Source organism: Bacillus pseudomycoides DSM 12442 (genome assembly GCF_000161455.1).
Lineage (GTDB): Bacteria > Bacillota > Bacilli > Bacillales > Bacillaceae_G > Bacillus_A > Bacillus_A pseudomycoides.
On sequence record NZ_CM000745.1, the window covers coordinates 703631 to 717497 of the forward strand.

Genomic DNA, 13867 nt, shown 5'->3' on the forward strand with positions numbered 1-13867 from the left:
GAAAAAGAAGCAAGCATTGATGAATGCTTGCTTCTTTCTTTATTTAGTAGAAACTTCACCTTCAGTTTGTGTCTGCGGGATAAAGTATCCGACAATACCTCCAATAATTGCTGGGACAATCCAACCAATTCCTAATTTGTAAAAAGGAATTGTGCTTACAATAGATGTAATAGCAGCTGGCATCATTCCCACATTATCAAGCGCGTGAATGCAGCTAATGATGAATGCAGCGATCATTGCACCGATGTATACAGATGGTTTACGCTTCGTATATTTATCAATAAATGATACAAAAATTAAAATAATTGTAATTGGATAAAGAATAATTAACACAGGTAATGTAATTTTGATTAATAAGCTTAGTCCTAGATTTGAAATGATAAAGCTGAAAATACAAACATATAATACAAGTTTTTTATACGAGACATTAGTTAATATATTTGTAAAATAGTTGGCAAATGCACTAACTACACCAATAGCTGTCGTTAAGCAAGCAAATATAATTGCGATGCTTAGCAAAACATTACCGCTTGTCCCAAATAATTGGTACATAACAGTTGCTAATAGCTGACCGCCGTTTTCAAATTGACCAAGGTTTCCGTTCGATGCTCCGATATAGCCAAGCAAGAAATAAACAATCGTTAAAAAGAAAGCAGCGATACTTCCGCAAATAATTGTGTATTTTGCGATAGAAGCTTTTTCCGTTACACCGTTTTGACGAATCGCATTTACGACAATTGTTGACAAAACGAGAGCGCCAATCGCATCTAATGTTAAAAATCCTTCTAAAAAACCTTTGAAAAATGGAATCTCTTTATAATCGCCGACAGGATTTTCAAATGAACCTGTTGGTGAAAAGATTGCCTTCGTTGCCATAACTGCAATAACTCCAAGTAAAATTGGTGTTAATATTTTTCCAATATGATCAACTAATTTAGATGGGTTTAATGATAAGAAGTAAACAACCGTAAAGAAAATAAAGCTAAATAGTAACATGGAGTACCATTGATCATTAAAAAGTGGTGCGATTCCAATTTCATAAGAAACAGATCCAGTTCGTGGAATAACAAATAGTGGGCCGATGGAAAGATAGATAATGATAGCTAGTACTGCTGCAAACTTTGGATGAACACGGCTCGCTAAACTTTTAAAACTACCACCTGCAAGAGCAACGGCGACGATTGCTAATAATGATAAACCTACATCTGTAATAATAAATCCTGAAATAGAAACCCACATGTTTTCTCCTGAAGAAAGCCCAAGAAGTGGTGGGAAAATCATATTACCAGCGCCGAAAAAAACTGCAAATAGCAATAAGCTAATGGAGAGAATTTGCGATGGCTTTAAAGTTGTACGCATGTATAGAAAATCCTCCTAAATATCTTTTTGTCGAAAATTCAAATAATTTGTCGAGTAACTGTTATAATTTTAATCGTCTGATGACTAGAAAGCAACAGGAAACTTTAAAAAATTTTAAAAATAATGCGTTAAGTTGAATAATTATGCCTTTTTGGAAAAACATTGGTATGGAAGTTAGGGAAAGATAGATGGACAATAAAAAATACACATATCAATAGGATATGTGTAGCTGGAAAAATTAAAAATAAATTTTTCGATCGCGTTCTTCTTTTAAAATTTCAACAGCTTCGCGGAAACGCTGGGAATGAACGATTTCGCGCTCACGTAAAAAGCGGAGGCTATCATTTATATCAGGATCATCTGATAAATCAATGAGCCACTGATAAGTTGCTCTTGCTTTTTCTTCTGCAGCAATGTCTTCATATAAGTCTGCAATTGGATCACCTTTTGCTTGTATGTATGTGGCTGTAAACGGAACGCCGCCTGCATTGTGATAAAATAGTGCACTATCATGATTAGCGTACTGAGCATCTAGTCCAGCTGCTTTCATCTGCTCAGGGGTCGCGTCTTTTGTTAATTTATAAATCATTGTTGCAATCATTTCAAGATGAGCAAATTCTTCCGTACCGATATCTGTTAATAAACCTATTACTTGATCAGGAATCGTGTAGCGCTGGTTTAAATAACGGAGAGCAGCTGCCAATTCTCCATCTGCACCACCGTACTGCTCAACTAATAATTTTGCAAGTGCTGGATTACAAGTACTTACTTTTACAGGGTATTGCAATTTTTTTTCATATATCCACATATTTTCTCTCCTTTATATTTGCCATGGCCAAGGACCTTTACTCCATTCCCACGGAGCATTAGAGTAGCTATTACCAAACTGTTGGAGTGGGCCATACTTTTCTTCAATTTTTTGCTTTTGCAATCTTCTTTTATAGGAAAAATCATTAAATTGATTTATCGCTGTAACATCATCTGGATGAGTATCTAGATAAAGCGTAAGTTCAACTAATACAAAATCGAGTTCTTGCAACTCTTTTATCCATTCATAATATTCATCTGGCAGTGTTGGAGTCACGATTCTTGTCACCTTCCTTTCTTATGGGGGCTTTCATAATAATCATAAAGAGCAGGCCATAAAGTGCCTTTTTGCAAGGCGTCTCTTGGAGGGAATTGTGGTAAATTAGTTGGTTGGAATCCCATATATAAATGAGGAGGGGTTGAATAAAATCTCTTTCCAATCGGTGGACAAGGATCTTTTGGACTATGGTAAGGTGTGTAAGATTTCATAAATTTGTCCATAATGCAAACCTCCTTTATAAGTGAAACATTCATCACTATGTATTGTATTCAGACATAATTGTTATTTATGACTCATATAGAAAAACTAGTAGGGTCAAGGAGGAAATGTACGTGGAGACTATTACAAATTGTATTGTATTAGAAGTAAGAAATTTAAAGGAAACATTATATTTTTATGAAGGTATCCTGGGATTTCAGCCGAGTAGACACCGGCCACAATTACATGTGCCTGGCGTTTGGTATGATATTGGTGCAACGAGAATTTGCTTCGTTTTAAATAGGGAAAAAGGCGGGGATTTCGGTGAGGAAGTGCCTTCTTATATAAATTTTAGTTTGCCATTTTGTGATATGGAAAAAGTACGAAAAAAATTAGAGTTCTATTGTGTGTCATTTCAAGAATTAGAGAGCTGTAAAACGGAGAAAAGAGGTATTATTGTGCATGATCCTGACCAGTATAGAATTCTAATTGCGCCGAAAGAGTAGATAAGGGGGGAGTTAACCGGATGAATAGTACGTATGAAGAAATCGCGTTGTTTGAACATAAATTCTGGTTGAAGGTTCTTGGCGATCATGCGCAGTTTCTTTTAGATGCTTTAGCTCAAAATGAAAGTGAAGATATTCAAAAAGCGATGTATTTTGTCCAAACATTTGATAGATTCCTCAGTAATATTCATACGGTAAATTTGATTGCATTTGCGAAAGATGCACATAAAGTAGCAGAGGAAATTAGAAAATTTAAGTTAAATATTATACAAAAGCAACTGGAAGGAAAAATTGTCATTCATTTTACACCAACTTTTATTAACCATATGGTGAACGAAGTGGAAGAGTACATAGCGGTATTAGAATATTTAATAAAAGGAGAAGTGCCACCTGTTTTTCATGAATTGCATTATCATCTTGCTTGGCTAACGGATGCAGCGGGTCATGCAGGTGCCATTTCAGGTGGATTAGATCTGGTCGAGAAACGACTGAAAGAGAAGAGTGAAGAATATGAAAAGCATTTTGAACAGTTTTATTTAAAAGCTGTGGAAATGACAGGTTACTTACGGGCAGAACTGCATTCTTTTCCAGCTCTAAAAAAATTTACAAAAGATGTTTCATTAGAATTAACACTATTCTCCCGTTTTCTTCACGAATTAGAAGAATTAGAGTTATCTAATCAAGTATTAAGCTTAATATCTGGAAGAATGGCAGACCATATGGCAAGGGAAGAATGCTATTATTTATTGAAACTAGCACAAGCTTCTGGATTAGAGATGCCAAAGTGTAATCCGCTTTAATTTATACCATATAAAGTGAAACTTTAATTGGTGTGGGGCTTTGCCTCACATCAATTATTAGTTGAACCAATCGGGCTTTTACGGGCAGTTGATTCCCCATCTAATTTCTTTGCTTTCGCTGAATTTTGAGGAGGGGTCTTACTGCCCGTTAATGCGGGATAAAAATTCGCAATGATGTGGATTCTTATATGGTATTTTTGTTTTTTTAGGAGATGCTAGAAAGGAATTATAGAAAGGGGGAATAGAAATGCAATTAGCAACGCATGAATTACGTGACTTAAGTGAACTGATAGCGGGTGACTATAACACAATTAATACGATGTCTACATATATACAGCAAGCACAGGATGATGAGTTGAAACAAATGTTACAGAATCATCTTCCTCTTCATGTGCAAGATTATAATTTGAAGGTGGAATTTATACAAGGTGAGACAACTCCAAATATATCAAAGTTTCAGCCGTCTAAATTAAAACCAGTATTAGCTTCTTATACAGAGGCACCTTCACAAAAGTATTCCCCCGTTACACCAAGCGTCAGTGCACAACCACCTAATGATCGAGCAATTGCGACTGGATATTTATTGAATCAAAAGTCTTCTGCGTTTAATTGTGCAGGTTCTTTATTAGAGTGTGCGAATCCAGAGTTAAGAACGCTTTTAGAAAATACCTTTTTAAATAGTAGTCACCATGCTTATGACATTTGGCAGTATATGGTGAAGAAAGGGTATTATCAGCTATCACCAGCACCAAGTTCTGAAATGCAAGCCATAGCGAGTATGTATCAGCCTATTAATGAAGGATAACCAAAAAAGATTGACAAGTTCTATCAAATATTTTAAGGTGATTTTATAAGATTGCGTATATAAAGGGGAGTAACTTGTCACAATAAAGTCGTCATTACAGGGAGAAACCCTCGGCTTTATTGGCAACGATTTGTTGTTAGTGAGACCTTTACCAGCAATGGTAAAGGCCCCTTATTGTTTTTTTTAGGACCTTTACTATATTTGGTAAAGGTCCTTTTTGTATGCAGAAAAAGGAGAGGTGAAAAATGAAAAAGTTTATAAACCGATTTCGATTTATGCTTCATTTTCGTCAATTTGGTCCATTTTTATATGACTTTTTTACATCAAAAGAAGTCGCTATGAAAAAGAAAGTATTATCGATTGTATTTTTAATCGGGTATGTCGTATTTCCATTTGATATTATCCCTGATTTTTTGCTATTCTTTGGGGGATTAGATGATATTGCTGTTGTCTTATTTATTTTACAACGAATTGTGAAAATGGCACCGAAGCACTTACAAGAAAAATATAATTTAAATAAAGGATAGGAGTTCATAAATGGAGCAGTTTATTTTAGATGTAATTGAGTATTTAAAGCAGTTTTCTTATTTCGGTGTAATTCTAGCATTAACATTTGAGTTTATTCCAGCAGAAATTGTGTTGCCGCTTGTTGGATATTGGGTATACGAAGGAGATATGAATTTTTGGCTCGCAGTATTAGCTGGAACGATCGGAGGAACGACGGGGCCGCTAACACTATATGCGCTCGGTTATTATGGTGGTCGACCGTTATTACTGAAATATGGAAAATACTTTTTTATAAAGGAAGAACAGATTCAAAAAGCAGATCATTTCTTTGAAAAATATGGACCAGCTGTGGCGTTTCTTGGCCGATTTATTCCAGGGGTTCGTACACTTATTTCAGTTCCATGTGGAATCGCCAAAATGAACATTTGGCAATTTAGCATATACACATTTATAGCGATGTTGCCACTCACAACGCTATATGTATATGTAGGATTGAAATTAGGACCTCATTGGAAAAAAGCAGGTACGATTGTTGAACAATATACATTACCGATACTAGGGGTTGTTTGTTTCATTGTGATAGGAATGTTCATTTTCAAGTTTGTGAAAAAGAAAAATAAAGCGGAGTCTATGTGAAAGATGATGAGACTTTTGTTTGATTAAAAGTATTGGACTTAAAAGGTGCTTTCATATACAGAAAGCACCTTTTGTAACATAGATTATCTTTTTATATTGTGATTTATATGATTAAAATCTACTTTTATCCTCCAAACATCTTTTGGTTATCACATAATACTGTTTCTAGATTGTAAATTTAAATCCTTTTATATATTCCAGTAGGGCTAATCGACATCATATCTACTATTTAGTCTAATAGAGATTTAAATGGAACAACTATATATGAGTGATATATAGTTGTTCCATTTCGATTTGCCAACATATAAGTTGCGGCTATGAAGAACAAAAGGTGACCTGCACTCGTTTTTTTCTTTTTGTTTTAACTTGGCATGGGGCAGGAAGAGGATCTGACCGCTTCTATGCACGGCCGGATGCTCTCCCCCACCTAAAAATAAAGGTTTTATGTCGTTTTTTATTTGTATTTATATAGCTGTTGTGGCACTTTACAGGAAACTGACTGTATATTTACAAAGATGTAATATTTTTCATTATTCGTTTAAACGAGGTTAATATGTGTTAGATACAATAATCCTTGTACTGAATCAAACATATGAGGAGGATTTACGTGAGTAGGAACATGTTTCAGAAGGTAAAAGGTCTTATTGGATTATTAGCAGTTTTCATTTTAGCGTTTGTATCGTTTCCATGGAACACTTCCGCACAAACGGAAGAGAAGAAACAAGAGGAAAAACCGCAGGAGAAAAAACTTGTCTTTCCGGTTGTAAGTGACGTACATATTAAAAATAGCGGAACAGATGATACGTTCCGTTGGAAAAGAGCGATTGAACAGTTTAATACACTTGCGCCAAAACAAGACGCATTTGTTATCGTTGGTGATTTTACAGATTCAGGGTCTAATCAGCAATATGATCGTTTTATGCAAGTATATAATCAATATGCCAATAAAGATGCAGTGAGAATGAATTCACTTGGAAACCATGATTATTGGAATGGTTTATCGGCAGAGGATGCACAAAAACGTTTCTTAGAAAAGACAGGAATGGAATCTATTCATTATCATAAAGTCGTGAAGGGATATCACTTCCTTGTTATGTCACCAGAAGATGGAACAACACATGGGTATTATTCTGATAAACAAATTAATTGGTTGAAAGAAGAAATTGCGAAAGCAAAAGCTGATGATCCAGAAAAACCAATTTTCGTGTTCTTGCACCAGCATATTAAAGAAACTGTGTATGGTAGTCATGAATGGGGAACGAAGGACAGTGCAAAAATTAATGAAGTATTAAAGGATTATCCGCAAGCAATTACATTCTCTGGTCATTCGCACTATCCATTAGATGATCCAAGATCCATTCATCAAAAAGACTTTACATCTGTTGGAACATCTTCAGTAAGTTATATGGAAGTAGAGGGCGGGAAAGTTCAAGGTAATATTCCGCCAGGTGCAAGCGATTTAAGCCAAGGTTTATTAGTAGAGGTAGACGATAAAGAAGTAACAATTAATCGTCGTGATTTCCATACGAATTCTTGGACAGGTGAACCATGGAAGGTTCAACTACCAGCTAAAAAAGAATCGTTTAAACATGTAGAAAACCGCGATAAAGAAAAACCATCTTTCGAGAAAAATGCAAAGTTAAAAGTTTCAAATGTAACTGAGAGTTCAGTAACAGCGACTTTCCCGCAAGCAGTGGATAATCTACTTGTTCATTCTTATCGTTTACAAGCAAGAGATAAAGAAACAGGAGAAATTAAAAATAAGTTATTAGCATTCTCAGAGTTTTATCGTGATCCAGTGCCAAAAGAACTTACGTTTACATTAGGTGGGCTAGATAGTGGAAAAACATACACGCTAGAAGCAGTTGCGATCGATTCATTCGAAAATGAAAGTGAACAGCCATTACAAGCAGAAGTAACAACGAAAAAAGAAATTATTGATCCGAATGTGAAAGTGCCAAAGGCGGATGTATTTGATGTTAACTTTTTAGATGGTACATTTAAAGATAACTCATCATTTGGAAGTAAAGGCGATGTAAAAGGAAATGTATCAATTGAATATGATAAAGCATTGAAAAAGCATGTAATGAAATTAAATGGAAAAGCAAACACATTTGGCTATATTCCGTTTTCAGCAGCGCAAAAAGAGAAAGTGGCGAACACATTTACATTAGAAACGGTATTTTCTATGAATGAAATTCGCGGTCAAGCTATTATGGAAAATACAGAGAGCGGCGGAATTGGATTCGAATCTACTGGAACTGGATATGTAGAATTATGGGCTCATATTGGTGGTAGCTATAAACGTATAGGTACACAATTAGAGGCAAATAAAACATATCATTTAACAGGAACGTATAATGGAAATGAATTAGCAATCTATGTAGATGGAAAAAAAGTAAATAGTCAGCCAGTGACAGGTAAAGTATATCATCCGAATGTACCATTCGCGATTGGTGCAGATCCAACAAGCGATGGTAACGGTGGAGTTCCATTACATGGACAAGTGGCGCTTGCAAAATTATATAGTAAAGCACTTACTTCATCTGAAATAGTAGCGGCATACAATGAGTTTACAAATCGCACAAAACTAGAAGAATTAAATGCTTTATATGAAGAGATTGGTAAAGCAAAAGAAACATTAGCCGGTTCTTATGAATTCGGTGAAAAGCCAGGCCAATATTCACAAGCTGCCTTTACAGAATTACAAACAAGTTATAATGGAGCAAAAGTAGTATTTGAAAATATGGCGACGACAGGTGAGCAAGCAGTTGGGGCATATCACAGTTTAAAAACAGCACATCAAACATTTGTACAATCAAAAGTAGTTGACCAAAAATCAGAAACGCCAAAAGAGAAATTACAAAAAACAATTGATGCAGCAAAAGTTTTATTAGCGAAAGTTCAAGTAGGACAAGAACCAGGACAATATCAAGAAGTTCCAGTTAAAGCATTAGAAGGAAAAATCAAAGTAGCGGAATCTGTAGTAAAAGATACAAAAGTAAAAGATCAGTATGTAGAAACAATGAATCGTACATTAGAATATGCGATGCAGCTTGTTGAAAAGAGTGTAAATAAGTAAGAGAATGGGAAGCTTGCCTTGGGCGAGCTTCTTTTATTAGTAGGAATTTATGTCGTATCGCCGATATATGTAGTGATTCCGCCGATATATTATTTCATGTTACAATAAAGAGAGATGAAACAAACGTAAAGGGGCGAAAGATTTGGAAGAGCAAAAGCTAAAAAGAATTCTTGAATATGTATGGATTGCAGTTGTGCTCCTTGTTGGATATTATTTTTTGAAAGATAAAAGTAAATGGGTTCTGTTTTTAATGACTTTTCTATTAGCAGGATTAGGAGCATTGTTTATTAACTTTTTCTTTGATAGTGTAACTGCATGGAAAAAGAAAAAGAAGGAAACAAAATAATAAAGTGAAACTTTAATCAGTGGGGGATTTCTTCATCCCCCACTGATTGCTAGCCCACACTAATCGGGCTTTTGTGGGCAGTTCATGCGGGATAAAAGAGAATGGATATGCGAAACTGGAAGCTTGTGTACCAATTGGTTGTAATGATGATTGTAATTACGATTGGTATTGTAAATTACTCGTCATCAATAAGAAATTGTGCCTGGTTTACAGCTTGCATCGACATATTTTTCATTCTACAAACGTTAACAAAAAAACAAACTCGAACGTAAAGCAGCTCGCTAATATAGCGAGCTGTTTTTCATGCTTTTTTTTGTTCACCATTATTTTCTTTGGTCAGTAAATGGCTATTACGTCTAGAGTAGAAGAAATATACACATAGTCCAATGACAAGCCAAACAGCAAATCCTTTCCAAGTTGTTGCAGAAAGGTTAATCATTAAATAGAGACAACAACAAATTGCAACAATTGGTAATATAGGTACGAATGGTGCACGGAAACCTCTTTTTAAATCTGGGTGTGTTTTGCGTAAAATAAGTACAGCAAAGCAAACGAATGTAAAGGCTGTTAGTGTACCGATGTTCACTAAATTTGCAAGTAGATGTAAATCTAGTAATCCTGCTAATAAAGCTGCTGCAATGCCAGTAATCCACGTATTTAATAGAGGTATTTTAACTCTTTGATTCACGCGAGCTAATGCTTTTGGAAGTAGCCCGTCACGGCTCATTGCATAGGAAACGCGAACTTGCCCATACATAACGACTAAAATAACGGTTGTCATTCCTGTCATTGCACCGACAGCTAATAATCCAGCAATGGTGTCTTCACCAACGAAATGAAGCGCAAAAGCAACTGGATCTGAAACATCTAGTTGTGTATAAGGAACCATCCCTGTTAAAACAAAGGATACAATCATATAGAGTACCGTACAAATGAGAAGGGAACCGATAATTCCAATTGGTAAATCTCGCTGTGGTTTTTTCGTTTCTTCAGCAGCTGTTGCAATGGCATCAAATCCTAGAAAGGCAAAAAATACTGTTGCTGCACCTGTAATAATCCCATCATATCCAAATGGTAAAAACGGTGTCCAATTTTCCGGTTTGACGTATTTTGCACCTGCTACGATAAAGGCAATAATCACTGCTAATTTAACTAATACCATAATATTATTAATGCGAGCACTTTCGCGTACACCGAAGCTAAGAAGCAGTGTAATAAAAAGTAAAATACATACAGCTGGTAAATCGATTATTCCGCCTTTTCCCATTCCAGGGGCTGAGGCGATAATGGCGGGTAGATGAATATTAAATCCGGAAAGTAACGATTGTAAATATCCTGACCATCCGACAGCAACCGCCGCAACTGCCAGTAAATACTCTAGCATTAAACACCAGCCAACAATGAAGGCAACGACTTCTCCAACTGTCATATACGCATAGGTGTAAACGCTTCCTGAAATAGGGATAGAAGAAGCAAATTCTGCATAGCAGAAGGCCACACATGCACAGGTAAATGCAGCAATAAGAAAAGATAGCATAATACCAGGACCAGAATGTTTGGCCGCAACAATACCTGTTAAGACGAAAATACCTGTCCCAATTACAGCTCCAATTCCTAAAAAGGTTAAATCTAACGCAGTTAACGTTCTTTCTAATTGCCGTGGTGATTCAGTAGTAAGTGGTTTTTTTCGTAATAATGATTTCACTTGGACTCTCCCCTCATTCTTCGATTTTCACAACTGCGAATATAATACGAGCCCACTGCAAAATAGTCCATAAGCGAATAGAGGCACAGTTGTGTGCTTTGATAAAAAATCTAGAATTGCTGTAGTCATTTTATTATAATTCAGAATATTTTGTCAAATAAAATGTAACAAATAAAATCTTAGATGTAAGGAAAAACTAACACCAAAAATAGATGTATTTTATAAAGTAGGAGAAGATATTATGCTGTTTTATTTTGAAATTGTCGTTATTTTACTTTGTACGAAATTAGCTGGTGATATTAGTGTTAGACTTGGTCAACCATCGGTACTAGGAAAATTAATTGTTGGAATTATTATTGGTCCCGCTGTTTTTGGAATTATTAATAGTTCTGAACTTATTGATGAACTTAGTGAAATTGGTGTTCTGTTACTCATGTTTATGGCAGGATTAGAAACTGATTTGGAGGAATTAAATCGCAATTTGAAATCTTCATTCGCAGTAGCGATGGGAGGTATCATTTTTCCTTTCCTCGGTGGATATTTGGCGGGACTCGCATTTGGGATGTTACAATCACATGCTATTTTCCTAGGATTACTGCTCTGTGCAACATCAGTGAGTATTTCTGTTCAAACATTGCGAGACTTAGGGAAAATGAATACAAGGGAAAGTACAACGATTTTAGGGGCTGCTGTATTTGATGACGTTATCGTTGTTATTTTATTAGCCTTTGTTATGAGTTTTTTAGGCACACAAGATGTGAGTATTACACTTGTTATCGCTAAGAAAATCATTTTTTTCGTAAGTATTGTTTTCATTGGATGGAAAGTGGTTCCGTGGATTATGAAAATGTTGGTGCCGCTCCGTGTGTCAGAGGCGTTAATTAGTGCAGCACTTATTATTTGTTTTTCATTTGCTTACTATAGTGAGCAAATGGGGATTGCTGGTATCATTGGTGCATTTGCTGCGGGGATTGCCATTTCACAAACAACATATAAACACGAAGTAGAACATAAAATAGAACCGATTGCTTATGCGATTTTTGTACCAATCTTTTTTGTTAGCATCGGGATGGAGATTACATTTCAAGGTATCGGAAACCAAATTTGGTTTATTGTCATCATGACGATTGTTGCCATTATCACAAAGCTAGTGGGATCAGGCTTAGGAGCGAGGTTAACAGGTTTTAACTTAAAGTCTTCGATTAGCATTGGGGCTGGGATGGTATCGCGTGGAGAAGTAGCACTTATTATTGCAGCAAATGGACTTGCAGCAAATTTGTTAGCGAAAGAAAATTTCACTGCAATTGTAATTGTTGTTATCCTTACGACGATTATTACACCACCGTTATTGAAGAAGTATTTTGTGTAAAGAAAGGGCTTATCGAATGTCGATAAGTTCCTTTTTTTTGATTGTGAAATGTAATATGAACTCAATTGAAAATAGAGTTTCTATGTAGTAATTGTGTTAAAATTTATGTGTGCTTTAGTACTAGAAGGAGAAAAATGAATGAAAATTACATGGAAAAAAGTTATATGTGTAGTTGTAATTCTTTTAATGTGTTTGCCATTTACATTAGGAAAAGAATCAAAAGTTAAAGATTTTCCTGTTTCTGTTTTCTCTTCTTATATTGCAGGAGATGATTCGAAAGGATATAGATACACTTCCTTTTTGCCTGATGCTGCAATTTGGATAAATGGATGGGAAAAGAAGTGGTCGGAAGGAGAAAGGACGGTCTATCAAAAAGGAGATCGAATTGTAAATGTGTTTCATCCTCCTGGTGAAGATGTCTTTTATCTTTATGATTCGCAAGATATGGAATTGGGATATGAAAAATAAAAGCAACCGTAAAGAATGGGGGATGAATGGTGAAACCATCAACGCTACTATTTAAAATAGAAAATCATATGAATCAATTTTCACCAGCTGAAAAAAAGGTTGCTCAGTATATTATGGAGAATGCAGAAATTGTTCCTAATTTAACGACAAAAGAAGTTTCTAATAATGCAGGATCCAGTGAAGCAAGTGTCGTACGCTTTTGTAAAACGATTGGTATAGGAAGTTTTAAAGCTTTTAAGTTAGCGCTTGTTAGAGAATTAACAATTGCCGATTATAATATTAATGATTTTTCAGTGATGAACACAGAGGATAGTCCGTTTGATTTATTCAATAAAGTTACATATGTCAATAAGGCTGCGATTGAAGCGGGTATTACTGCTATTGATAAAAAAGAGTTAGAAAAAGCAGCAGATGCCATTTTAGGAGCAAAGAAAATATTATTTTATGGAGTGGGTGGATCAGCTACGCCAGCAATGGATGGAGCGTATAAGTTTACTCGTCTAGGGTTTACGGCTATGATGCTATCTGATTTTCATATGATGCTCCCGCTTGTTACTAACTTAAAACAGGGAGATATATTTGTCGCTCTTTCAACATCTGGCCGGACGAAGGATGTACTAGAAATGGCGCAATATGCTAGTAGACAAGGTGCTACTGTTATCGCTATTACAAAGCTAGATCAATCGTCTCCATTATATAAAGAATCACATATCCGTCTTTGTATGCCAGATGTAGAACAAGATCATCGTATTGCAAGTATTGCTTCAAGAATGACGCAACTTAATATAATTGATGCTTTGTATGTGATTACATTTAATAGGATAGGTAATCAAGTATTGGATAAATTTACAGAAACAAGAGAAGAAGCAGTACGATTACGGAAATTGAAGTAAAGGAAAAGATGAGATGAAACTCATCTTTTTATTTTGGTTAAATAGACGCAATTTTGTTATAAAAAGAAATTTTGTTTCATAAAACGCAATATAAATATTGATTTTA

16 protein-coding genes are annotated in these 13867 nt (G+C 35.4%); 11 read left to right on the top strand and 5 right to left on the bottom strand.

The genetic code is table 11. The features are described 5' to 3' along the window. Positions 1-39: 39 nt before the first annotated feature. From brnQ2 to BPMYX0001_RS03615, 4 genes are all read right to left on the bottom strand, one after another. Positions 40-1359 (bottom strand): branched-chain amino acid transport system II carrier protein BrnQ2, encoded by a 1320-nt coding sequence (brnQ2, locus tag BPMYX0001_RS03600; RefSeq protein WP_006093631.1) that lies wholly within the window; start codon positions 1357-1359, stop codon positions 40-42. A 238-nt stretch (positions 1360-1597) separates the two neighbouring features. Next, complete coding sequence (cotJC, locus tag BPMYX0001_RS03605; RefSeq protein ID WP_003195416.1) at positions 1598-2167, bottom strand: spore coat protein CotJC; 570 nt, start codon at positions 2165-2167, stop codon at positions 1598-1600. A 12-nt stretch (positions 2168-2179) separates the two neighbouring features. Then, positions 2180-2443, bottom strand: coding sequence for a spore coat protein CotJB (locus tag BPMYX0001_RS03610; RefSeq protein WP_006093632.1), 264 nt, complete (start codon positions 2441-2443; stop codon positions 2180-2182). Positions 2444-2451: 8 nt separating this feature from the next. Next, positions 2452-2667, bottom strand: a complete 216-nt coding sequence (locus BPMYX0001_RS03615) for a spore coat associated protein CotJA (RefSeq protein WP_016113226.1) — start codon at positions 2665-2667, stop codon at positions 2452-2454. 111 nt (positions 2668-2778) lie between these two features. Here BPMYX0001_RS03615 and BPMYX0001_RS03620 point away from each other — a divergent pair, with 111 nt between their 5' ends. The 8 genes from BPMYX0001_RS03620 (at position 2779) to BPMYX0001_RS32925 (ending at position 9598) form a co-directional block, all read left to right on the top strand. Continuing rightward, positions 2779-3150, top strand: coding sequence for a VOC family protein (locus BPMYX0001_RS03620; protein WP_003195422.1), 372 nt, complete (start codon positions 2779-2781; stop codon positions 3148-3150). A 20-nt stretch (positions 3151-3170) separates the two neighbouring features. Continuing rightward, positions 3171-3950, top strand: coding sequence for a DUF2935 domain-containing protein (locus BPMYX0001_RS03625; RefSeq protein WP_006093634.1), 780 nt, complete (start codon positions 3171-3173; stop codon positions 3948-3950). A 247-nt stretch (positions 3951-4197) separates the two neighbouring features. Then, positions 4198-4755, top strand: coding sequence for a spore coat protein (locus tag BPMYX0001_RS03630; RefSeq protein ID WP_006093635.1), 558 nt, complete (start codon positions 4198-4200; stop codon positions 4753-4755). Between the two features lie 245 nt (positions 4756-5000). Continuing rightward, positions 5001-5282 carry a YkvA family protein gene (locus BPMYX0001_RS03635; RefSeq protein WP_018782344.1) on the top strand — a complete coding sequence of 94 codons (282 nt, stop codon included), beginning with the start codon at positions 5001-5003 and terminating at the stop codon, positions 5280-5282. Between the two features lie 10 nt (positions 5283-5292). Then, a complete protein-coding gene (locus tag BPMYX0001_RS03640) occupies positions 5293-5898 on the top strand; it encodes a DedA family protein (RefSeq protein WP_006093637.1) in 606 nt (201 codons plus the stop codon). A 619-nt stretch (positions 5899-6517) separates the two neighbouring features. Beyond that, the gene (locus tag BPMYX0001_RS03645; RefSeq protein ID WP_006093638.1) at positions 6518-8980 is read left to right on the top strand and encodes a LamG-like jellyroll fold domain-containing protein; all 2463 of its coding nucleotides are present in this window, start codon (positions 6518-6520) and stop codon (positions 8978-8980) included. Between the two features lie 142 nt (positions 8981-9122). After that, on the top strand, positions 9123-9326 hold the full coding sequence (locus BPMYX0001_RS03650) for a hypothetical protein (RefSeq protein ID WP_003195434.1): 204 nt from the start codon (positions 9123-9125) through the stop codon (positions 9324-9326). Positions 9327-9433: 107 nt separating this feature from the next. After that, the gene (locus BPMYX0001_RS32925; protein WP_078211727.1) at positions 9434-9598 is read left to right on the top strand and encodes a hypothetical protein; all 165 of its coding nucleotides are present in this window, start codon (positions 9434-9436) and stop codon (positions 9596-9598) included. A 29-nt stretch (positions 9599-9627) separates the two neighbouring features. On the opposite strand, the gene bcaP is transcribed toward BPMYX0001_RS32925, so the two are convergent. After that, on the bottom strand, positions 9628-11031 hold the full coding sequence (gene bcaP, locus BPMYX0001_RS03655) for a branched-chain amino acid transporter BcaP (RefSeq protein WP_003195436.1): 1404 nt from the start codon (positions 11029-11031) through the stop codon (positions 9628-9630). A 241-nt stretch (positions 11032-11272) separates the two neighbouring features. On the opposite strand from bcaP, the gene BPMYX0001_RS03660 reads away from it, so the two are divergent. The 3 genes from BPMYX0001_RS03660 to BPMYX0001_RS03670 all read left to right on the top strand — a co-directional run bounded on the left by BPMYX0001_RS03660 (position 11273) and on the right by BPMYX0001_RS03670 (position 13761). Continuing rightward, positions 11273-12400 (top strand): cation:proton antiporter, encoded by a 1128-nt coding sequence (locus BPMYX0001_RS03660; protein ID WP_003205947.1) that lies wholly within the window; start codon positions 11273-11275, stop codon positions 12398-12400. A 138-nt stretch (positions 12401-12538) separates the two neighbouring features. Beyond that, the gene (locus BPMYX0001_RS03665) at positions 12539-12868 is read left to right on the top strand and encodes a hypothetical protein (protein WP_006093639.1); all 330 of its coding nucleotides are present in this window, start codon (positions 12539-12541) and stop codon (positions 12866-12868) included. A 29-nt stretch (positions 12869-12897) separates the two neighbouring features. Next, positions 12898-13761 carry a MurR/RpiR family transcriptional regulator gene (locus BPMYX0001_RS03670; RefSeq protein ID WP_033799608.1) on the top strand — a complete coding sequence of 288 codons (864 nt, stop codon included), beginning with the start codon at positions 12898-12900 and terminating at the stop codon, positions 13759-13761. Positions 13762-13867 lie beyond the last annotated feature (106 nt).